This window comes from Terrihabitans rhizophilus, assembly GCF_033898525.1.
GTDB lineage: Bacteria > Pseudomonadota > Alphaproteobacteria > Rhizobiales > Methylopilaceae > Flaviflagellibacter > Flaviflagellibacter rhizophilus.
Window position 1 is genome coordinate 248,810 of sequence record NZ_JAXAFJ010000002.1, and the last position, 20,332, is coordinate 269,141.

The window sequence follows — 20,332 nt, forward strand, 5'->3', positions numbered from 1 at the left end:
GCGCGGATCACATGTGGATCACGCGTCCATACGCATCGAGAACGCTCTCGTGCATGGTCTCGGAGATCGTCGGATGCGGGAAGACGGTGTGGATCAGGTCCTCTTCCGTCGTCTCGAGGTTCATCGCCACCACGAAGCCCTGGATCAGTTCCGTGACCTCCGCGCCGACCATGTGCGCGCCGATCAGTTCGCCGGTCTTCGCATCGAAGATGGTCTTCACCAGCCCGTCCGGCTCACCCAGCGCGATTGCCTTCCCGTTGCCGATGAACGGGAAGCGGCCGACCTTGATCTCGCGCCCGGCCTCCTTGGCCTTGGCCTCCGTCAGCCCCACCGACGCCACCTGCGGGTGGCAATAGGTGCAGCCGGGGATCTTGGCCTTGTCCATGGCGTGCGGGTGCAGGCCCTTGATGGCCTCCACGCAGATCACGCCCTCATGCTCGGCCTTGTGCGCCAGCATGGGCGGGCCGGCGACGTCACCGATGGCGTAGATGCCCTTCACATTGGTGGCGCCGAAACCGTCCGTCACCACGATGCCGCGCTCTGTCTTCACGCCCACGGCTTCCAGGCCAAGGTTCTCGGTGTTGCCGACCACGCCGACCGCCGAAATCACCTTTTCGACGGTGATGGTCTCGGTCTTGCCGCCGACCTCGATGCTCGCCGTCACGCCGTCCGGCTTCTTGTCGAGTTTCACGACCTTGGCGCCGGTCATGATCTTGATGCCCTGCTTCTCGAACTGCTTGCGGGCGATCTTGGCGATCTCCTCGTCTTCCACCGGCAGGATCTGCGGCAGCACTTCGACGATGGTCACCTCCGCGCCCATGGTGCGGTAGAAGCTCGCGAACTCGACGCCGATGGCGCCGGAGCCCACGACCAGCAGGCTCTTCGGGAACGTCTCGGGCACCATTGCCTCGAAATAGGTCCACACCTGCTTCTTGTCGGGCTCCAGACCCGGCAGCACGCGCGGCCGCGCGCCGGTGGAGATGATGATGTGCTTCGCGGCATAGGTGCCCTGCCCCAGCGCACCCTTCGGCGCTTCTATCGGCGGTCCCTGCACGCTCTTCGTCGACGGTTTGACCTGGACTTCGCCCGGATTCGTGATCGTGGCCTCGCCCCAGATCACCTGCACCTTGTTCTTCTTCAGCAGCCCGCCGACACCGCCGTTCAGTTGGCGCGACACGCCACGCGAACGCTCCACCACGGCCTTGATGTCGAAGCCGATGTTCGACGCGGTGAGGCCATAGTCCTTCGCGTGATTGAAGTAGTGGAACACCTCGGCGGAGCGCAGCAGCGCCTTGGTGGGAATGCAGCCCCAGTTCAGGCAGATGCCGCCGAGATGTTCTCGCTCCACGACCGCCGTCTTGAAGCCGAGCTGCGCCGCGCGGATGGCGGCCACATAGCCGCCGGGCCCGCCGCCGATGATGATGATGTCGAACTGGGTGTCGGCCATGGTGTTTCCGTCATGCCGGGCCGGCACCCTCTTCAGGCGGTCGGCCGTGAAGGTGTGCGCCCGGGCAGTGCCCGGGCGTGACTGTCGGCTCTAGACGACGAGGCCGAGCGGCTTCTCGACGAGGCCCTTGAAGGTCTGCATCATCTGCGCCGACTGCGCGCCGTCCAGCACGCGGTGATCGCAGGAGATGGTGACGGTCATCTGAGTGGCGATGACGATCTGGTCTCCGCGCACCACGGCACGCTTCTCGCCGGCCGCGACCGCAAGGATGGTCGAGTGCGGCGGGTTCACCACGGCGGTGAAGTTCTTTACGCCGTACATGCCGAGATTGGAGATCGCCGTCGTGCCGCCCTGATATTCGTGCGGCTTCAGCTTCTTGTCGCGCGCCTTGCGGGCAAGGCCGGCCATCTCCTGCGAGATGGCGGACAGCGACTTCTCATGCGCGTTGCGGATGATGGGCGTAATCAGCCCGTCCGGGATGGCGACGGCCACGCCGATATCCACCACCTTGTGGACCAGCATGCCGGCCTCGGTCCACGAGGCATTGGCCTCCGGATGGCGCTTCAGCGTGATGGCCAGGGCCTTGATGATGAAGTCGTTCACCGACAGGCGCCAAACGGGCTTGCCGTCGTCCAACGGCGCGACGGCGTTCATCTCCTCGCGCATCTTCATCAGCGCATCGAGATCGACGTCCACGGCGAGATAGTAGTGCGGCACCACCACCTTGGACTGCTGCATCCGGCTGGCGATGGTCTTCCGCATGCCGGAATGCGGCACGACATCGTAGGTGCCGGGCTCGAACAGCGCCTTGATCTGCTCGTCGGGGATCAGCGGGAAGCCGCCCCCCGTGCTCGCTTGCGCGGCTGCGGGAGCGGCCTTTGCCGAACCCGTGGCGGGCGCGTTCTCCACGTCCGACTTCACGATGCGGCCATGCGGGCCGGAACCCTTCATGGCCGACAGGTCCAGCCCCCGCTCCTTGGCGAGACGCCGGGCCAGCGGCGACGCAAACACACGCTCACCGGAATTGCTGCCAGCAGCAGCCTTCGCAGTGGTCACCGGCTCGGCACCCGGAACGACGCCGTAGCCCTTTTCGCCCGCAAGCGCCTGCTCATCGGCCTTTCCAGCCTGCGCGGGCTGCGAAGCGGGCTTCTGGTCGGTCTGTTTGGCGACCTGCTGCTCGGTCAGCTGTGCGGACTTCTCGTCCGCCGGCTTGATGGCTGGCTGCGCGAACCCTGCGGGCTCATTGACGGTGCTGGCGTCCTCGCCCTCCTCAAGCATGATGGCGATGGGCTTGTTGACCGGCACATCGTTCGTGCCCTCGGGCACGAGGATCTTGCCGAGCGTACCCTCGTCCACGGCCTCGACTTCCATCGTGGCCTTGTCGGTCTCGATCTCGGCCAGCACGTCGCCGGCCTTGACCTTGTCGCCCTCGGCCTTGAGCCATTTGACGAGGTTGCCCTGCTCCATGGTGGGCGAGAGCGCGGGCATCAGGATGTTGATGGGCATCGGCCTGCCTCAGCGATAGGAGACGGCCTTCGCCGCCTCGATGACTTCGGCGACGGACGGCAGCGCCAGCTTTTCGAGATTGGCGGCGTAGGGCATCGGCACGTCCTTGCCGGTGACGCGGAGCACCGGCGCATCGAGATAGTCGAACGCCTTTTCCATCAGCTGCGCGACGATCTCGGAACCGACGCCGGACTGCGGCCAGCCCTCTTCGACGGTGACGCAGCGGCCGGTCTTCTTCACCGACTCGATCACGGTCTCGATGTCCATCGGGCGGATCGTGCGAAGGTCGATGACCTCCACGTCGATGCCCTGCCCCGCCAATTCCTCGGCGGCCTTCAGCGCATAGGTCATCCCGATGGAGAAGGAGACGAACGTCACGTCCTTGCCGGCACGGGCGATGCGCGCCTTGCCAATGGGCAGCACGAAATCGTCCAGCTTCGGCACGTCGAAGCTCTGGCCGTAGAGGATCTCGTTCTCGAGGAAGATGACCGGATTGGGATCGCGGATCGCGGCCTTCAGCAGGCCCTTGAAGTCGGCGGCCGTATAGGGCGCGACAACCTTGAGGCCGGGAATCTGGCTGTACCAGGCCGTGTAGTCCTGGCTGTGCTGGGCCGCCACGCGCGCGGCTGCGCCGTTGGGGCCACGGAACACGATGGGACAGCCCATCTGGCCACCGGACATGTAGAGCGTCTTCGCCGCCGAATTGATGATCTGGTCCATCGCCTGCATGGCGAAGTTGAAGGTCATGAACTCGACAATCGGCTTCAGGCCTGTGAGAGCCGCGCCGATACCGATACCGGCAAAGGCATGCTCGGTGATCGGGGTGTCGATCACGCGGCGGTCGCCGAACTCGGCCAGCAGGCCCTGGCTGATCTTGTAGGCGCCCTGATATTCCGCGACTTCCTCGCCCATCAGGAACACGTCGCCGTCGCGCCGCATCTCCTCGGCCATGGCGTCGCGCAGCGCCTCGCGCACCGTCTGGTGCACCATTTCGGTGCCTTCCGGCACTTCCGGGTCCGGCTGCACCTTGGGCTTGGGCGGGTTCGAGACAGCCGATTCAGCGGCGCCCGGTGCGGGAGCGGAGGCCACGACCGGCGACGGCTCGGCAGGAGCCGCTTCCAGCGGCGACGCGCTTTCCGCTGCCTTGCGGGCAGTGGCAGGATCAGCCGCGGCCTCGGCGGCCGACGCATCCTCGCCATCGGCCAGAATGACCGCGATGGGCGTGTTCACGGCCACATCGTCGGAGCCTTCCTGCACGAGGATCTTGCCCAAAGTCCCCTCGTCCACGGCCTCGACTTCCATCGTGGCTTTGTCGGTCTCGATCTCCGCCAGCACATCGCCGGCCTTGATGGTGTCGCCTTCGCTTTTCAGCCACTTCGTCAGCTTGCCGGTTTCCATGGTCGGCGACAGCGCAGGCATGAGGACTTCGATCGGCATCAGGGCAGCGTTTCCTGAAAGAGTGACGAGCGTTGCGGGACGCGTCGTGGGATCAGTGCAGAATGTCGGTCCAGAGCTCGGACACGTCCGGCTCGGGATCGCTGCTGGCGAATTCAGCGGCAGCGTTGACGACGGCGCGGATGTCCTTGTCCATCGCGTTCAGCTCGTCCTCGGCCACGCCCCCCGCAAGCAGGCGCTTGCGCACCTGCTCGATGGGGTCGTGCTCCTCGCGCATCTTCTGCACTTCTTCCTTGGAGCGGTACTTGGCCGGGTCGGACATGGAGTGCCCGCGATAGCGGTAGGTCTCCATCTCGAGGATGTAGGGACCCTGGCCCGAGCGGGCATATTCCACGGCCCGCTGTGCGGCGGCGTAGGTGGCGCGCACATCCATGCCGTCCACCTTCTCGCCGGGAATGTCGAACGAGCGGCCGCGCTGCGAGAAGTCGGTGGTCGAGGACGCCCGGGTGTAGGCGGTGCCCATGCCGTAGCGGTTGTTCTCCACCACGTAGATCACCGGCAGCTTCCAGAGCTTCGCCATGTTGAAGCTCTCATAGACCTGGCCCTGGTTGGCCGCGCCGTCGCCGAAATACGCGACCGCGATATTGTCCGTGCCACGATATTTGTTGGCGAAGGCCAGCCCGGTGCCGAGCGAAACCTGGGCGCCGACAATGCCGTGGCCGCCATAGAAGTGCTTCTCGCGGCTGAACATGTGCATGGAGCCGCCCTTGCCGCGCGAATAGCCGCCGCGCCGGCCGGTCAGTTCGGCCATCACGCCGTTCATGTCCATGCCGGTGGCCAGCATGTGGCCGTGGTCGCGATAGCCGGTGATGACCTGGTCACCCTCCTTCAACGCCATCTGCATGCCGACGACGACGGCTTCCTGGCCGATATAGAGGTGGCAGAAACCGCCGATGAGGCCCATGCCGTAAAGCTGGCCCGCCTTCTCCTCGAAGCGACGGATTGCCAGCATCTCGCGCAGCGCCTTGAGTTCCTGCTCCTGCGAGAACTCGGCGATCTGCTCGAAATTGGTGCCGGACGTTTCGGCAGTATTGGCGGTCGCCTGAGCGGTGGACGCGGCCATACGAACTCCCTGCATGAGACGGCGGATCCGTCCGGATCGCTTCTATTTTGCCCGGACGTTAGCCTAACGGTTAGGCAAAAGCGAGCCGCCCCGCTCTAGGCGCTTCCGCAGGGAAAGCCAAGAGAATGAGAGGGTTGAGGAGCGTCAGGGGCAGTTCTGGCATGCGTCTGACGCATGGCGCCAGCCGTGAACTAGAAGGCGCTGCGCTGGAGGGAGGCGGGAATGATCAGGATGCGGTCGTTCGGGGCCATCCAGCCGAGGCTGCGTCTGGCTTCCTCGTCGAGAAGGTCGCGATCGACCGCAGAGGGTTCGAACTGGCCGACTCGCAGTTCGAGCGCCTCACGCTCCGCCACCAGCTCCTGCAGCTTGCCGTTCAGGTTCGCGATCTCCGTCTCGAAGCTGCGGTGGGCCCGCAGTCCGCGTTCGCCATGGATGCTGTGGTAGCCGAAATAGGCCACAGCACCGGCGGCGATGAGCCACAGGCTGAGATTGAAGATGAGCGAGCGGATTCGCGTGCGAACGATCATGAGGACAAAGGTCCACTTGCTTGGTTAGCATCCGGTTAAGCGCGCTTCACAAGCGCGGGAGAATGGCCGGGCTCCGCGCAGGGCGGGCATGTTCGCTGCTGGCTTGAGTGAATGTCGAGAGCGCGTAGGATTCACCTGACGACGCACCGCTTCGGCGGCGCATGGATTCCACTCCCCTGCCCGTTGGCAACAGACGCGGGAGGCCATCCATGGCCCATAGGCAGCTTGCAGCGTGGACGGCGCTTTCTTTGCTGGCCGGCGTTCCGGCCCGTGCCGAGAACCCGAATTTGGACGTTCAACCCGAGCCGCAGGCGATCAGCTGCGATGAGGCCGATTTTTCCGCCGACCTGCGGGAGGTCTGCGACAGCCTCGCCGAGAACCTGAGCGCGGTCATGCAGGCCCCGTCCGGCGCCTTCACCTTCGCGCGTGTGAAGCCCAAGCCGCTGACAAGGCGCGAGCAGGTACGCACGACAGTGATCGCATCCGGCCTGGACGCGAAGCGAGATCTGCTGAACCCCTTCGAAGGCGCGCCGGACAAGGCGGTCGGCGTGCAGGTCGTCGGCACGACGCTTCCTCTCGAACTCTCGACGCAAGTCATCCAGCCGGGTGATCCGTCGTCCGGTGACCGCTTGGCCTGGGAGCTAAAGGCAAACCCATTCCGCGGGCGCGAGGGCATCTTCGTGTCCGGCACCGCGGCAGGCAATTACGACTCGGCTGGAGGTCAGGAGACGGTCACCGCGCGGGCCGGGTATCGCAGTTCCGTTCAGATCCTCGATAATGTGCGGATTGGGTCCGAGATCGCACCGCAGCTCAACTGGACAGAGGCTGCAGCGACGGCAGCCGTAGAGCCAAAGCTGACAACCTCGGCGAGCTTCGACAGGCTTGGCGACACAGGTCTCTCGGCCACCCTGAGCGGCGATGTCGGCTACAACCTGCCGGCAGAAGGTGAGCCATCGGCCCACGGCGCTCTGCGGCTGACCTTTCGCCAGCGCTAGAAAAGGCCGGGCAATCGCCCGGCCGTCTATTCCCGCTGAGCGTGCTGTTCAGGCCAGCGCCTTCAGCGCCCCGCGTCCGGCATACAGCGCCTGCGTTCCGAGCTCTTCCTCGATGCGGATCAGCTGGTTGTACTTCGCAAGCCTGTCGGAACGCGCCAGCGAACCCGTCTTGATCTGCCCGCAATTCGTCGCGACCGCGAGGTCCGCGATCGTCGAATCCTCGGTCTCGCCGGAACGGTGCGACATCACGGCGGTGTAGCCGGCGCGGTGGGCCATATCCACGGCGGCCAGCGTTTCGGTCAGGGTGCCGATCTGATTGACCTTGACCAGGATCGAGTTGGCCGTGCCGCTCTTGATGCCCTGCGAGAGGCGCGACACGTTCGTCACAAACAGGTCGTCGCCGACCAGCTGGCACTTGCTGCCGACAAGATCAGTGACGGCTTTCCAGCCCTCCCAATCGTCCTCCGACATGCCGTCCTCGATGGACACGATGGGATAGTCGGCCGCCAGCTTCGCAAGATACTCGGCCTGCTCGCGCGGCGAGCGGTTCACGCCCTCGCCCTCATAGCGGTAGGCGCCGTCGCGGAAGAACTCCGTCGCGGCGCAGTCCAGCCCGATGAACACGTCCTCGCCCGGCTTGAAGCCTGCCGTCTCGATGGCCGCCATCACGAAGTCGAGGGCTGCGGTGGCGGAAGGAAGGTTCGGGGCGAAGCCGCCCTCGTCACCCACATTGGTGTTGTGGCCGGCCTTCTTCAGCGCACTCTTCAGCGTGTGGAAGATCTCCGCGCCGGTGCGCACAGCCTCGGAGAAGCTCGGGGCCCCGACGGGCAGGATCATGAATTCCTGGAAGTCGATGGGGTTGTCTGCATGCACGCCGCCATTGACGATGTTCATCATCGGCACCGGCAGCATGCGGGCCGACGCCCCGCCCACATAGCGATAGAGCGGCAGGCCGGAAGCTTCGGCGGCCGCCTTGGCCACGGCCAGCGACACGCCGAGAATCGAATTCGCCCCGAGGCGCGCCTTGTTCGGCGTGCCGTCGAGATTGATCATGATCTCGTCGATCTTGGTCTGGTCCTCGGCATCCAGACCGCCAAGCGCATCGAAGATCTCGACGTTCACGGCGTCGACCGCCTTGAGCACGCCCTTGCCGAGGTAGCGGCTCTTGTCGCCATCACGAAGCTCGACCGCCTCATGCGCGCCCGTCGAGGCGCCAGAGGGCACGGCGGCACGGCCCATGGAGCCATCCTCCAGCACCACATCCACTTCCACGGTCGGGTTGCCCCGGCTGTCGAGGATTTCGCGGCCGATGATGTCGACGATGGCTGTCATAGGAAACTCCGAAGGAAATGGAGGAGCGCGTTGTGTAGCCAATTGCCCGCGCTGACGCAAAGGCCGAGCCACGCGGACGTGATCGGATGCGGCGGGGGCCGCCGTCTGGATCAAGCCTGCGCCGCGCTCCGGCCAACAAATCGCCGGATGCGGCGGTGATGTTCGGCCCTTCCGGTGAACAGGGAGAATACGCATGCGCCTGATCGTGACGAACGGGGACGCCGCAGTCGAACGGCTTCGCGCAGGCGGCATGACTGGCGACATCCTGCCATGGCGTGACGTGCTGCACGACGGCCCGGTGCCGGAGGACGAGCCGCTGGAGCGGCTCTCCCAGCTAAGGGCCGCCTTCCTGGCCGAGGAGTTCGGCATGCCGCGCGACGAAGTGGCCCTGCGCTTCGCCGAACGCGACACGACGATCCGCCAGCACCGGGACTATGAGCGCATCGAGATCTGGCTGGAGCACGATCTTTATGATCAGCTTCAACTGCTGCAGATCCTGCACTTCTTCGCCGAACAGCAGCGGATGGAGAACATCTATCTTGTGCAGGCCGACAGCTATCTCGGTCTCACGAGGGTCGAAGATGTCGAGGCGCTGTCTACGACTGCGATGCGGGTCTCGCCGATGCAATTCGAGTTGGCCTGCCATGGCTGGCGGGCGTTCACGTCTCCCGATCCTTCGGCCCTGGTGCAGTTTTCGTCACATGACACCGGTGCCCTGCCGTTTCTGAAGCCCGCAATCCTGCGACTGCTCGCCGAATTTCCCGACCCCGTACGTGGCCTGAGCCTGACGGAGGAGCGCATCCTCGAACGCCTGCAAGATGGACCCGCCACCGCCGCCGATCTGTTCCGTGACGTGACAGGCCAGGAAGATGCGCGGTTCATGGCCGACGCCAGCTTCTTCCGGCGCGTGGGCGGGCTCGCCTTCGTCAAGGAGCCCCTCTTGAACGGTCTTCCAGCACCGTACTGCCTGCGGAGCGAAAAGCTCGACGCAGAAGACGGGCTGCCCGCCTCTTATGCCGACTTCGCCGGTGCCGAGGTCCGCCTGACCGATGCCGGACGCGAGGTCCTGAGCGGCGGCCTCGACCATGCGATGGCCAATGATGTCGACCGCTGGATCGGCGGCGTCAGGCTGCGCCCGGCCCTGCAGCTGCGCTACGACCGCAAGGCAGGCGAGATGATCGCGCCCCGCTAGGCGGCGATCTGCGCCTTCGCGAGCCGGTCGAAGGCCATCAGGTTCGAAAGCAACGCCTCCATGTCGCGCAGCGCGATCATGTTGGGCCCATCGCTCGGCGCACGGTCCGGATCGGGATGCGTCTCGATGAAGACGCCGGCCACGCCAACCGCCACGGCAGCTCGCGCCAGCACGGGTACGAACTCGCGCTGGCCGCCCGAGGAGGTGCCCTGCCCGCCCGGCTGCTGCACGGAATGGGTGGCGTCGAAGATCACCGGCATTCCCGTCGCGCGCAGCACCGGCAGCGCCCGCATGTCGGACACCAGCGTGTTGTAGCCGAAGCTGACGCCGCGCTCGGTCACCAGCACGTCGGTGTTTCCTGCTGCCGTGATCTTCTCGACCACGTTCTTCATGTCCCAGGGTGCCAGGAACTGCCCCTTCTTCACATTCACTGCGCGACCGGTGGCAGCCGCGGCCAGCAGGAGATCGGTCTGCCGGCACAGGAAAGCGGGGATCTGCAGCACGTCCACGGCCTCGGCCACGGGCGCGCACTGCGCGGCGTCGTGCACATCGGTCAGCACCGGCAGGCCGAGCCTTTCCCGAATCTCGGCGAAGATGGGAAGCGCCGCCTCAAGGCCGATGCCGCGCGCCGCATTGGCGGAGGTGCGGTTCGCCTTGTCGAAGCTGGTCTTGAACACGAGCCCGATCCCGAGGCGGCCTGTGATCTCCTTGAGGGCGGATGCGACCTCGAAAGCGTGATCTCGAGATTCGAGCTGGCAAGGCCCCGCGATCAGCGACAGCGGGAGATTGTTGCCGAACCGGACGGGCCCGACATTTACGGCATGTGAGGTCATGCGAACCTCATACGCCGATCTTCAGGACTTCTCCACCGCGAGCGGCTCGGCCGGCGCGCGCCGCAGCCCCGTCGAGAGCTTCCCGAACCGGGAGAACAGCCGCACCAGTGGCCTCTCCAGCCACAGGTAAAGACCGATGGAGCCGAAGACCGAAGCCACGCAGGCCGCCATGACGAACGCCCCGGGGTGCGTGCTCCACCATCCAATTCCCATTCGCTCAACGGCATTCAGGATGAAGGGATGCGAGAGGTAGAGGCAGTAGGATGCCGTGCCGAACAGGACGAGCGCACGGTCCAGCAGCCGATCGGCCGACATCTGCGGACCGAACGCGAAGGCGGCGCAGATCATCAGTGACGGGATGCCGAAAATCAGCGGCCTGAAGGTGACGCCATGGAGTTGGGCAACCGGCACCAGGAATATGAGCGTAAAGCACGCCAGCGCGATCAGGGCGGCCGACTGGGTGAAGGAGAGGCGCCATTCCCGGAGAAAAGCAGCCGCCAGGCCAATGCCCAACAGGAATTCGAGGATGATGGGATCCGACCAGAACTTGAGGATCCACAGCTCGGACGGCACGAACGCGTTGAACGCCACCGCCATCAGGAAAACCGAGAACAGCACTGGCAGCGCAATCCGTCGAGGCAGGTTCAGCGCCAGCCCGAACGCCAGATAGAAAAAGATCTCGTAGTTCAGCGTCCAGCCCAGCTTGAGAACGGGGCGCATGATGCCATCCGGATTCATCCAGGGGATGAAGGCCAGCGACGCCAGAAGATGCTCGGGATTGATGATGGCGGTAGTGACCTGATCGGCGAAGATCAGGATCGAGGCCACCATGAGCGCGGTGAACGCCCAGTAGATCGGGACAACCCTGATGAAGCGGCGAAGCAGGAAGCTGCTGCTTTGCCCTTTCTGCCCGAACTTGTCGTGGCAGAGGTAGAACATGATGAAGCCGCTGATGATGAAGAAGATATCGACGCCGATGCCGAAGCTGTCCGCGAAGCTCCGCGTGAGCGAGAGTTGATCGCCCTGAAGCGGCATCCTGTCCGCTGATGTCAGCACATGCCCGAGGACCACGAGGAAGGCCGCCACGAAGCGAAGAACCTGGATGTTCAGCAGATAGTTCTTCGTGGCGGTCCTGGTGATCATGCACCGAGCCTTGAAAAGAGCGCGTCATCCGGCAAGTAGAGCGGCTCGTCGTCCGACCCGGATCGGAAACCTCTTCCCGAGCGGCACGGCCAATTGCGGCCTTCAGTACATACCCACGACGTTTAGGTGGATAGCTACAATCGTAGGCACTTTCAACGAAGGTGCTCGCCTATGCTTAACGCAGCGAACACGTGCCGTACGCGATCTCGTCCTCAGACCAACCGGCTCTGCACGACGGCGGCTTCGATGAAGCTTGCGAACAGTGGATGCGGCTCGAACGGCTTGGATTTAAGCTCCGGATGGAACTGGACGCCCACGAACCAGGGGTGATTCTCGAGTTCGATGATCTCCGGCAACACGCCGTCGGGTGACATTCCGGAGAAGCGCACGCCCTTCTCTTCGAGCCTTTCCCGATAGCCCGTGTTCACTTCGTAGCGATGCCTGTGACGCTCCTGGATATCGGTCGCGCCGTAGATGTCGGCAACCTTGGAGCCGGGCTTGAGGCTGGCCTGATAGGCGCCGAGGCGCATCGTGCCGCCAAGGTCGCCGCCTGCGGCGCGCTGCTCCAGCACATTGCCACGCACCCATTCCGTCAGAAGGCCGACCACGGGCTCCGGCGTCGGGCCGAACTCCGTGGAGTTCGCCTCCGAGACACCGGCAAGATTGCGGGTGGCCTCGACCACCGCCATCTGCATGCCGAGGCAAATGCCGAAGTAAGGCACTTTGCGTTCACGCGCGAAGGTCGCCGCGCGGATTTTGCCCTCGACGCCACGCACTCCGAAGCCGCCCGGCACAAGGATGCCGTGGACGTGTTCGAGATACGGCGCCGGGTCCTCGTTCTCGAAGACCTCGCTCTCGATCCAGTCGAGGTTCACCTTGACGCGATTGGCGATGCCGCCATGCACCAAGGCCTCGTTCAGGGACTTATAGGCGTCCTTCAGGCCGGTGTATTTGCCCACGATGGCGATGGTCACCTCGCCCTCGGGGTTGTGCAGCCGCTCGGAAATCGTGGTCCAGCGCGTCAGATCCGGCGCATCGCCTTCCGGCAGGCTGAAGGCGCGCAGAACTTCACGGTCCAGCCCCTGCCGGTGATAGGCGACAGGCACGTCGTAGATCGAGTCCACGTCGCGCGCCTCGATCACCGCTTCCGGGCGTACATTGCAGAACAGGCCCATCTTGCGGCGCTCGTCCGCCGGGATCGGGCGATCCGTGCGGCACAGCAGGATATCCGGCTGAATGCCGATGGAGCGCAGCTCCTTGACGGAGTGCTGCGTCGGCTTTGTCTTCAGCTCGCCGGCGCTGGGGATGTAGGGCAGCAGAGTCAGATGGATGTAGATGCACTGGCCGCGCGGCAGGTCGTTGCCCAGTTGGCGGATGGCCTCGAAGAACGGCAGGCCCTCGATGTCACCCACCGTGCCGCCGATTTCCACCAGCACGAAATCGAAGCCGTCATTGCCGGAAAGGACGAAGTCCTTGATGGCGTCCGTCACGTGCGGGATCACCTGGACGGTTCCGCCGAGGTAATCCCCGCGCCGTTCCTTCGTGATGATCTCCTGGTAGATCCGCCCCGTGGTGATGTTGTCCTGCTTGCCGGTCGGAACGCCGATGAAGCGCTCGTAATGGCCGAGGTCCAGGTCCGTCTCTGCGCCGTCGTCGGTCACGAAGACCTCGCCGTGCTGGTAGGGGCTCATCGTGCCGGGGTCGACGTTCAGGTAGGGGTCCAGCTTGCGCAGCCGCACCGTATAGCCGCGCGCCTGAAGCAGCGCTCCGAGAGCAGCCGAGGCCAGCCCCTTGCCCAGGGAGGACACCACGCCGCCGGTGATAAAGACATACCGCGTCATGGGCCTACACCCTATTCCTTCCTGACCAATTTGCGAAAGTGATGAGGCGCCCGGCAGGCCGGGCGTCCACAGGTTTACTGCGCGGGCGGCGCTGGCGGTGCCGCAGGCTCGGCCGGCGCGGCGGGCTCGACAGGAGCCGGAGCGGGCTGGGCTGCCGCCGGAGCCTCCGGAGCCGCTGCGGGAGCTTCGGGCTGCGGCGCTGCGGGAGCAGGTGCCGGCGCAGTCGGCTGCTCCGAGGCGATCGGTGCCTGCGGAGCTGCCGGAGCAGCAGCGGGCGCCGGAGCCGGCGTCTGGTTCTCGGAGGCGCCGGAAATCGGAGCCTGCGGACGCAGGGTTCCAAGAATTCCGCCTTCGGTCGGCACAGCGGGACGATCGGCGCTTCCGGGAGGCGCCGCGCGCTGGATGATCGAGTTCGGAATGCGGTTGGTGCCTGCGAGAATGGCAAGCGTGATGGAGGTGATGAAGAACCCTGCCGCAAGGACGGCCGTTGCGCGCGTCAGGGCATTGGCCTGGCCGCGGCTTGACATGAAGTTGCCCCCGCCACCGCCCATGCCGAGACCGCCGCCTTCCGAGCGCTGGAGCAGCACCACGACGACGAGCGCCAGCACGATCATGAGGTGGACGACGATGAGAACGGTGTGCATTTCCGACCGGGCTGTAGGTGAGTTGGCGCGGTGCTTACACCACGTCCACGGTATAAGCCACCCCCGCCACGCGCGGGCGGCAGGCGCTGAACCCCGCCAAAGGTATCAGGTGTTACAGGCAGGCACAGATGGCCAGGAAGTCGGTGGCCTTCAAGCTCGCGCCGCCGACAAGAGCACCGTCGACGTTCTCGACCGCCATCAATTCCCGCGCATTGCCTGGCTTCACGGAGCCGCCGTAGAGGATGCGGATGCCCTGCCCGGCCTCTCCGAAGCGGGTCACAAGTTCGCCACGAATGAAAAGGTGGATGGCAGCAATGTCCTCGCAGGTCGGCGTCAATCCGGTCCCGATGGCCCAGACCGGCTCGTAGGCGACAACGAGGTTGTCCGGCGTCGCCCCGTCGGGAACGGAACCCGCCAGCTGGCCGCCCACGACTTCGGTCTCGCGCCCCTCCTCGCGTTCTTCGCGAAGTTCGCCGACGCAGAGCACAGCGATCAAGCCAGCACGCCACGCCGCCTCGGTCTTGGCGCGCACCGTGGGGTTGGATTCGTGGTGATCCGTGCGGCGCTCGGAATGGCCGACGATGACAAGACCGGCACCGGCATCGGCGAGCATCTCGGCCGAGATGTCCCCGGTGTGCGCGCCGCAGGGTGCCCCGTGGCAGTCCTGCCCGCCGATGCTGAGCACGCCTCCGCAGGCCTGCACCGCAGCGTGGATCAATGTCGCCGGCGGGCAGATCGCGAGGTCGACCGAACCGACATGCCCCGCCCGCACCGCGTCGCGCAGCGTCTCGATCTCCTGCAGCGCCGCTCGCAGCCCGTTCATCTTCCAGTTTCCGGCGATCAGCGGACGGGGGGCGTCGGACACGGCAAACTCCTGATTCATCACACGTGTTTGTGCGGCCTCTCCCTGCTCATGCGCAAGCGTTGCGGTGCTGCGCATGCGCCAGCTATATGGTCGCCAACTCAACTTGCCTCGTCCCCACCACCGATCCCCGGACCTGTTCCATGCTGAACTCGATGCGCAAACATGCCAGCGGCTTCGTGATGAAGGGATTTCTTCTCCTCATCGTGCTGAGCTTCGCCGTCTGGGGCATCGGTGACCTTGTTCGCGGCGGCAGCGCGAACGCAATCGCAACAGTGGGCAACACGCGCATCACGCCGGAGCAGTTCCGCGACCAGTTCAACCGCGCCGTGCAGCGCGCGGGCAGCCAGATCGGCCGTCCCCTCAGCCCTGCCGATGCCCGGGCCATCGGGCTGGACCAGCGCGTGCTGTCGCAGATGATCGGCGAAGCCACGCTGGACGAGCGCGCCCGCGACCTTGGGCTTGCGGTCCCCGATGAGGTGGTGGCGAACGTCATCACGGCGGACGAGAATTTCCGCGGTCCCAACGGCGCGTTCGACATCAGCCGTTTCAACCAGATCCTGCGCTCGAATGGCTTCACGGAGGCCATGTATGTCGCGGAACAGCGCCGTCTGATGGCACGCCGCCAGATCATCGACAGCGTGTCCGGCGGCGTTACCGCGCCGGCAGCCTTGGTGGAGGCCGTCTTCCGCCACCAGAACGAACGCCGTTCCGCAAGCTATGTGCTCCTGCCGCCGCCCGCGGCCGACACCATTGCCGCGCCGGACGAGGCAGCGCTGCAAGCCTTCTTCGAAGAGCGCAAGGGAACCTTCCAGGAGCCCGAGCGCCGCACGCTGCTTGTGCTCGCGGACACCGTCGAAGCGGTCGCAGGCGCCCAGCAGATCTCGGACGAGGAACTTCGCGCCCGCTACGAGCAGGACCGCGCCCGCTACACCACGGCGGAGCGCCGCACCATCCAGCGCATCCCCTTCCCGTCTATCGCGGAGGCTACGGAAGCCGCGGCAAAGATCGCAGCGGGCACCTCGTTCGAGGACACCGCGACGGCACGCAACGTAGCCGCCGCCGACCTGACTATTGGTCCCTCCACGAAGGAGGCCATCATCGACCGCAAGATCGCCGACGCCGCGTTCGCTCTTCCGCAGGGCGAGGTCAGCGCTCCCGTGCAGGGTGACTTCTCCACCGTTCTGCTGCGGGTCACGGCTATCGAGCCCGAGCAGGTGCGCAGCTTCGAGGAGGTGCGGGAGGAATTGCGCGCGGCGATGGCGACCGAGAAGGCGACGTCCCGGATGGGCGAGATTCACGATCAGGTCGAGGACGCGCGCGCCAGCGGCTCCACGCTTGCCGAGATCGCGCAGAAGCTGAACCTCACCACCAGCACCTTCGAAGGCGTGGACCGCCAGGGCCGCAAGGCCAGCGGCGAATCGGCAGGGGTGCCCGGTGGCGAGCCCGTGCTGGCGGCGGCCTTCGCGTCCGATCTCGGCGTGGAGAACGACGCCGTTCAGATCGAGGGCAGCGGATATGTCTGGTTCGACGTGACCAATGTCGCTCAGGCGCGCCCGCGGACCTTCGAGGAAGCCCGTGCCGACGTGCTGGCACGCTGGCAGGAGGAGGAGGCGCGCAAGGCGCTCGACGCCAAGATCGATGCGGCGCTGAACGAGCTTCGCGCCGGCACGGTCAGGCTGCCCGAACTGGCTGCCCGCGAGGGTGTGGAGGTGCTTTCGGCGCAGAACATCGACCGTCGCGGCGGTGACCCGGTGCTCGGCCAGGCTGGAACGGCGCAAATCTTCTCGACGCCACAGGGCACGTTCGCCACCGCGCCGGCCCAGACCGGGGCACGGGCCATCTTCCAGGTCACGACCGTTCAGGTTCCCCCGATGCCGGCCGACCAGCCGGTGCTTGCGCAGGCCCGCACGCAGATTGCCGACAGCATCGAGAACGATCTGGCCGGCCAGTATGTGCAGCGGCTGCAGACGGACACCGGCGCGACGGTCAACACCCAGCTGCTCGCCACGACGCTTGGCGGGCAGACCGAGAACTAGGGCCGGCCATGCAGTTCCACCCCTCGGCAGACACATTCGCCGCCGCCTATCTTGCCGGGGAAGCCCAGATCGTCTGGACGACTTTGGTTGCCGATCTCGAAACCCCGGTCTCGGCCTATCTGAAGCTGACGGCCGGCGAAGGCGGGCCGCGCGGCAATGCCTTCCTCCTGGAATCGGTGGAAGGCGGCGAGACGCGCGGGCGCTATTCCATGATCGGGTTGAAGCCCGATCTTCTGTGGCGGTGCCGGGGCGAGTTCGCGGAAATGAACCGCGATCCTGCGGGCGACCCGCAGGGCTTCCAGCCCACCGGCCTGCCGCCGCTCGACAGCCTGCGCGCGCTGTTGGGCGAATCGGCCATCTCGATGCCGCCGTCGCTGCCGCCCATGTCGGCGGGCGTGTTCGGCTATCTCGGTTACGACATGGTCCGCCACATGGAAGCGCTGCCGGAGGCGAACACCGATGTGCTCGGCGTTCCGGACGCGCTCCTGATGCGACCCACTGTGATGGTGGTGTTCGATGCGGTCCGCGACGAGATCACGATCGTCACGCCGGTCAGGCAGCAGCCGGGCGTGCCCAGCGATGCCGCGCTCGCGCAGGCACGGGAACGGTTGACGGCAGCACTGGACGCGCTCGAAAGTCCCCTTCCCCGCGGCGACGCCGCCATCACGGAGCATCCGGCAGTGGGCCCGGACCTGACGTCCAACACGTCGACCGACAGGTTCTACGCCATGGTGGCGCAGGCCAAGGAGTACATCGCGGCCGGCGACATCTTCCAGGTAGTGCTGTCCCAGCGATTCGAGGCGCCGTTCGAACTGCCGCCGTTCTCGCTCTATCGGGCGCTAAGGCGGGTCAATCCCGCGCCGTTCCTCGTGTTCCTTGATCTGGGCGGCTTCCAGATCGTCTGCTCCAGTCCTGAAATCCTTGTCCGATCGCGGGACGGCGTGGTCAGCATCCGGCCCATTGCCGGCACCCGCCCGCGCGGCGCGACACCGGCTGAGGACGCAGCTTTGGGCGAGGAATTGCTAGCCGACCCGAAGGAACTGGCCGAGCACCTGATGCTGCTGGATCTCGGCCGCAACGATGTCGGCCGTGTCGCCGAGATCGGCACCGTCGAGGTGACCGGCAAGTTCTTCCTCGAGCGCTACAGCCACGTCATGCACATCGTCTCCAATGTGGAGGGCAAGCTCGCGGCTGGGCACGATGCACTGGATGCGCTCGTTGCGGGCTTCCCGGCCGGCACGGTTTCCGGCGCGCCGAAGGTGCGTGCGATGGAGATCATCGACGAACTGGAGAAGGACAAGCGCGGCATCTATGCCGGATGCGTCGGCTATTTCGGTGCCAATGGCGCGATGGATACCTGCATCGCGCTTCGCACATCCGTCATCAAGGACGGCCGCATGTATGTGCAGGCGGGTGCCGGGATCGTCGCCGATTCGGTGCCCGAGAGCGAGAACGCGGAGTGCCACAACAAGGCGCGTGCCCTGTTCCGCGCCGCCGAGGAAGCCGTGCGCTTCGCCGCACAGGGGCGGCGCGGCCAGTAGGCCTCAGGGCCGCTGCTGGACGGCGTCCGGCGGCGGCGGAAGGGTCTTCATCAGCTCGCCGCTGACGGTCAGGTTCATATAGGCAGCCGCCGCTGCGGCGACGAGCAGAACCAGGATGAAGGCTGCGACGGGCTTGTTCATGCCCCCTTATAGAACGCGGACTATCGGCATGCCACCGGCCGTGTGGCGAGCGCGTCGGGCTTCTGCTAAAAGCCCCGCATGACACGCGTCATCCTCATCGACAATTACGACAGCTTCACCTTCAACGTGCTGCACGCCATCGGGCGGCTCGGCGCGCGCGTTACGGTGCTGCGCAACGACAAGACCACCGTGGACGAGGTGATGGCGCAGCAGCCGGACGCCATCGTGATCTCGCCCGGACCCTGCACGCCGCGCGAGGCCGGCATATCCTGCGACCTGATCCGCGAGGCGGGCCCCACCGTGCCCATGCTCGGCATCTGCCTTGGCCTGCAGGCCATGGGCGACGTGTATGGCGGAGAGGTGGTGCGGGCCCCGGTGCCCGTGCACGGCAAAGTGAACCGCATCAATCATTCCGGACAAAGCGTCTTCCGCGGCATCAACGGCCCCATTAACGCCACCCGCTACCATTCGCTTGTTGTGGACCGCACCAGCCTTCCCGATGATCTCGCCATCACGGCGGAGAGCGAGGACGGACTGATCATGGGCCTCGCGCACAAGACACATCCAGTTCACGGCGTGCAGTTTCATCCGGAGAGCATCGCCTCGGAGCATGGCTCGACCTTGTTCGCGAACTTCCTCGCTCTCGCCGAGGAATGGAACGCCGGGCATCCTGCGCCGTCGCTGCGTCGGGCAGGCTGAGATGGAACGTTTCCGCCCCTTCATCGCCCGCGTCGCGGATGGCCGGCCTCTTTCCCGTCAGGAGGCGACGGAAGCCTTCGGCATCATCATGTCGGGCGAGGCAACCGCCGCGCAGATCGGCGCCTTCCTGATGGCGCTGCGGGTGCGCGGCGAAGCCGTGGACGAGATCGCAGCCGCTGTCTCCGTGATGCGCGCCAAGATGACACCCGTGCATGCTCCTGCCGGAGCCGTGGACGTGGTGGGTACCGGTGGCGACAATGCCGGCTCCTACAACATCTCCACATGCGCCTCCTTCATCGTGGCCGGCGCCGGCGTGCCGGTGGCGAAGCACGGCAACCGCGCGCTGTCCTCCAAGTCAGGCGCCGCCGATGTGCTCGTGGCACTGGGCGTCAACATCGACCTCATCCCGGCAGAGATTTCGCGCTGCATCCGTGAGGCCGGCATCGGCTTCATGTTCGCCCCAAACCATCACACGGCCATGAGGTATGTCGGTCCCGCGCGCGCCGAACTTGGCATCCGCACCATCTTCAACATCCTCGGCCCGCTCTCCAACCCGGCCGGCGTGACGCGCCAGATGGTGGGCGTGTTCTCGCGCTCCTGGATCGAGCCCATCGCCAATGCCCTGCTCGCGCTCGGCACCACGCATTCGTGGATCGTCCACGGCTCTGACGGCATGGACGAGATCACCAACACGGCGCACACCTATGTGGCCGAGGTGAAGAACGGCACCGTGCGGCACTTCGAGATAGAGCCGGAGCATTTCGGGCTCACCTGCTGCCAGCCTGCGGACCTCAAGGGTGGCGACGCGGCATTCAACGCAGCAGCCCTGATCGGGGTGCTGAACGGCGCGCGCACCGCCTATCGGGATGTCTCGGTGATGAATGCCGCCGCCGCGCTCGTCGTGGCCGGGCGGACGACCGAGTTTGCGGAAGCCGTTCAGATGGCGCAGGCGAGCGTGGACAGAGGGGCGGCGCGTGAGCGTCTCGATGCCCTCATCGACGTGTCGAACCGCACCCGGCTGCTGACGCAAGAGAGCGATGAAGCGCGCGATGAAGCACTCTGATCTGAAATC

General features: G+C 65.7%; 18 protein-coding genes. 6 read left to right on the forward strand and 12 right to left on the reverse strand.

Annotation, left to right across the window (positions count from 1 at the left end; translation table 11 throughout):
• Window positions 1-7 precede the first annotated feature (7 nt).
• The 5 genes from lpdA to SCD90_RS04790 all read right to left on the reverse strand — a co-directional run bounded on the left by lpdA (window position 8) and on the right by SCD90_RS04790 (window position 5,998).
• Window positions 8-1,447: a dihydrolipoyl dehydrogenase gene (lpdA, locus tag SCD90_RS04770; protein WP_319843488.1), complete on the reverse strand. Its 1,440-nt coding sequence runs from the start codon at window positions 1,445-1,447 to the stop codon at window positions 8-10.
• Window positions 1,448-1,537: 90 nt separating this feature from the next.
• A complete protein-coding gene (locus tag SCD90_RS04775; RefSeq protein WP_319843489.1) occupies window positions 1,538-2,953 on the reverse strand; it encodes a pyruvate dehydrogenase complex dihydrolipoamide acetyltransferase in 1,416 nt (471 codons plus the stop codon).
• Window positions 2,954-2,962: 9 nt separating this feature from the next.
• Complete coding sequence (locus tag SCD90_RS04780) at window positions 2,963-4,390, reverse strand: pyruvate dehydrogenase complex E1 component subunit beta (RefSeq protein ID WP_319843490.1); 1,428 nt, start codon at window positions 4,388-4,390, stop codon at window positions 2,963-2,965.
• Between the two features lie 52 nt (window positions 4,391-4,442).
• The gene (gene pdhA / locus SCD90_RS04785; RefSeq protein ID WP_319843491.1) at window positions 4,443-5,471 is read right to left on the reverse strand and encodes a pyruvate dehydrogenase (acetyl-transferring) E1 component subunit alpha; all 1,029 of its coding nucleotides are present in this window, start codon (window positions 5,469-5,471) and stop codon (window positions 4,443-4,445) included.
• A 191-nt stretch (window positions 5,472-5,662) separates the two neighbouring features.
• The gene (locus tag SCD90_RS04790; RefSeq protein WP_319843492.1) at window positions 5,663-5,998 is read right to left on the reverse strand and encodes an FtsB family cell division protein; all 336 of its coding nucleotides are present in this window, start codon (window positions 5,996-5,998) and stop codon (window positions 5,663-5,665) included.
• 209 nt (window positions 5,999-6,207) lie between these two features.
• On the opposite strand from SCD90_RS04790, the gene SCD90_RS04795 reads away from it, so the two are divergent.
• Window positions 6,208-6,993 carry a hypothetical protein gene (locus SCD90_RS04795; RefSeq protein WP_319843493.1) on the forward strand — a complete coding sequence of 262 codons (786 nt, stop codon included), beginning with the start codon at window positions 6,208-6,210 and terminating at the stop codon, window positions 6,991-6,993.
• 48 nt (window positions 6,994-7,041) lie between these two features.
• Here SCD90_RS04795 and eno read toward each other — a convergent pair whose 3' ends face one another.
• Window positions 7,042-8,325, reverse strand: coding sequence for a phosphopyruvate hydratase (gene eno, locus SCD90_RS04800; protein ID WP_319843494.1), 1,284 nt, complete (start codon window positions 8,323-8,325; stop codon window positions 7,042-7,044).
• A 193-nt stretch (window positions 8,326-8,518) separates the two neighbouring features.
• On the opposite strand from eno, the gene SCD90_RS04805 reads away from it, so the two are divergent.
• Window positions 8,519-9,517: a DUF1835 domain-containing protein gene (locus SCD90_RS04805; protein WP_319843495.1), complete on the forward strand. Its 999-nt coding sequence runs from the start codon at window positions 8,519-8,521 to the stop codon at window positions 9,515-9,517.
• On the opposite strand, the gene kdsA is transcribed toward SCD90_RS04805, so the two are convergent.
• The 5 genes from kdsA to tpiA form a co-directional block, all read right to left on the reverse strand.
• On the reverse strand, window positions 9,514-10,350 hold the full coding sequence (gene kdsA, locus SCD90_RS04810) for a 3-deoxy-8-phosphooctulonate synthase (RefSeq protein ID WP_319843496.1): 837 nt from the start codon (window positions 10,348-10,350) through the stop codon (window positions 9,514-9,516). The two genes, SCD90_RS04805 and kdsA, sit on opposite strands and share 4 nt — an antisense overlap.
• A gap of 21 nt (window positions 10,351-10,371) precedes the next feature.
• Entirely contained in the window at window positions 10,372-11,493 is a 1,122-nt protein-coding gene (locus SCD90_RS04815) for an acyltransferase family protein (RefSeq protein ID WP_319843497.1), read from the reverse strand.
• A gap of 212 nt (window positions 11,494-11,705) precedes the next feature.
• Window positions 11,706-13,334: a CTP synthase gene (locus tag SCD90_RS04820; protein ID WP_319843498.1), complete on the reverse strand. Its 1,629-nt coding sequence runs from the start codon at window positions 13,332-13,334 to the stop codon at window positions 11,706-11,708.
• A gap of 74 nt (window positions 13,335-13,408) precedes the next feature.
• The gene (gene secG, locus SCD90_RS04825) at window positions 13,409-13,978 is read right to left on the reverse strand and encodes a preprotein translocase subunit SecG (RefSeq protein ID WP_319843499.1); all 570 of its coding nucleotides are present in this window, start codon (window positions 13,976-13,978) and stop codon (window positions 13,409-13,411) included.
• Between the two features lie 112 nt (window positions 13,979-14,090).
• Window positions 14,091-14,861, reverse strand: a complete 771-nt coding sequence (tpiA, locus tag SCD90_RS04830; protein WP_319843500.1) for a triose-phosphate isomerase — start codon at window positions 14,859-14,861, stop codon at window positions 14,091-14,093.
• Window positions 14,862-14,983: 122 nt separating this feature from the next.
• On the opposite strand from tpiA, the gene SCD90_RS04835 reads away from it, so the two are divergent.
• Together SCD90_RS04835 and trpE are read left to right on the forward strand one after the other, a co-directional pair.
• The gene (locus SCD90_RS04835) at window positions 14,984-16,879 is read left to right on the forward strand and encodes a peptidylprolyl isomerase (protein WP_319843501.1); all 1,896 of its coding nucleotides are present in this window, start codon (window positions 14,984-14,986) and stop codon (window positions 16,877-16,879) included.
• 8 nt (window positions 16,880-16,887) lie between these two features.
• A complete protein-coding gene (trpE, locus tag SCD90_RS04840) occupies window positions 16,888-18,420 on the forward strand; it encodes an anthranilate synthase component I (RefSeq protein ID WP_319843502.1) in 1,533 nt (510 codons plus the stop codon).
• 3 nt (window positions 18,421-18,423) lie between these two features.
• Here trpE and SCD90_RS04845 read toward each other — a convergent pair whose 3' ends face one another.
• Complete coding sequence (locus SCD90_RS04845) at window positions 18,424-18,561, reverse strand: hypothetical protein (RefSeq protein WP_319843503.1); 138 nt, start codon at window positions 18,559-18,561, stop codon at window positions 18,424-18,426.
• A 78-nt stretch (window positions 18,562-18,639) separates the two neighbouring features.
• Here SCD90_RS04845 and SCD90_RS04850 point away from each other — a divergent pair, with 78 nt between their 5' ends.
• Together SCD90_RS04850 and trpD are read left to right on the forward strand one after the other, a co-directional pair.
• On the forward strand, window positions 18,640-19,260 hold the full coding sequence (locus SCD90_RS04850; RefSeq protein WP_319843504.1) for an anthranilate synthase component II: 621 nt from the start codon (window positions 18,640-18,642) through the stop codon (window positions 19,258-19,260).
• A gap of 1 nt (window position 19,261) precedes the next feature.
• Window positions 19,262-20,323, forward strand: a complete 1,062-nt coding sequence (trpD, locus tag SCD90_RS04855; protein ID WP_319843505.1) for an anthranilate phosphoribosyltransferase — start codon at window positions 19,262-19,264, stop codon at window positions 20,321-20,323.
• Window positions 20,324-20,332: the final 9 nt, after the last annotated feature.

Excerpts from the sequence above, each read along its gene's own strand:
- lpdA (WP_319843488.1), bottom strand. The coding sequence starts at position 1,447 with ATGGCCGACACCCAGTTCGACATCATCATCATCGGCGGCGGGCCCGGC.
- SCD90_RS04775 (WP_319843489.1), bottom strand. The coding sequence starts at position 2,953 with ATGCCCATCAACATCCTGATGCCCGCGCTCTCGCCCACCATGGAGCAG.
- SCD90_RS04780 (WP_319843490.1), bottom strand. The coding sequence starts at position 4,390 with ATGCCGATCGAAGTCCTCATGCCTGCGCTGTCGCCGACCATGGAAACC.
- pdhA (WP_319843491.1), bottom strand. The coding sequence starts at position 5,471 with ATGGCCGCGTCCACCGCTCAGGCGACCGCCAATACTGCCGAAACGTCC.
- SCD90_RS04790 (WP_319843492.1), bottom strand. The coding sequence starts at position 5,998 with ATGATCGTTCGCACGCGAATCCGCTCGCTCATCTTCAATCTCAGCCTG.
- SCD90_RS04795 (WP_319843493.1), top strand. The coding sequence starts at position 6,208 with ATGGCCCATAGGCAGCTTGCAGCGTGGACGGCGCTTTCTTTGCTGGCC.
- eno (WP_319843494.1), bottom strand. The coding sequence starts at position 8,325 with ATGACAGCCATCGTCGACATCATCGGCCGCGAAATCCTCGACAGCCGG.
- SCD90_RS04805 (WP_319843495.1), top strand. The coding sequence starts at position 8,519 with ATGCGCCTGATCGTGACGAACGGGGACGCCGCAGTCGAACGGCTTCGC.
- kdsA (WP_319843496.1), bottom strand. The coding sequence starts at position 10,350 with ATGACCTCACATGCCGTAAATGTCGGGCCCGTCCGGTTCGGCAACAAT.
- SCD90_RS04815 (WP_319843497.1), bottom strand. The coding sequence starts at position 11,493 with ATGATCACCAGGACCGCCACGAAGAACTATCTGCTGAACATCCAGGTT.
- SCD90_RS04820 (WP_319843498.1), bottom strand. The coding sequence starts at position 13,334 with ATGACGCGGTATGTCTTTATCACCGGCGGCGTGGTGTCCTCCCTGGGC.
- secG (WP_319843499.1), bottom strand. The coding sequence starts at position 13,978 with ATGCACACCGTTCTCATCGTCGTCCACCTCATGATCGTGCTGGCGCTC.
- tpiA (WP_319843500.1), bottom strand. The coding sequence starts at position 14,861 with ATGAATCAGGAGTTTGCCGTGTCCGACGCCCCCCGTCCGCTGATCGCC.
- SCD90_RS04835 (WP_319843501.1), top strand. The coding sequence starts at position 14,984 with ATGCTGAACTCGATGCGCAAACATGCCAGCGGCTTCGTGATGAAGGGA.
- trpE (WP_319843502.1), top strand. The coding sequence starts at position 16,888 with ATGCAGTTCCACCCCTCGGCAGACACATTCGCCGCCGCCTATCTTGCC.
- SCD90_RS04845 (WP_319843503.1), bottom strand. The coding sequence starts at position 18,561 with ATGAACAAGCCCGTCGCAGCCTTCATCCTGGTTCTGCTCGTCGCCGCA.
- SCD90_RS04850 (WP_319843504.1), top strand. The coding sequence starts at position 18,640 with ATGACACGCGTCATCCTCATCGACAATTACGACAGCTTCACCTTCAAC.
- trpD (WP_319843505.1), top strand. The coding sequence starts at position 19,262 with ATGGAACGTTTCCGCCCCTTCATCGCCCGCGTCGCGGATGGCCGGCCT.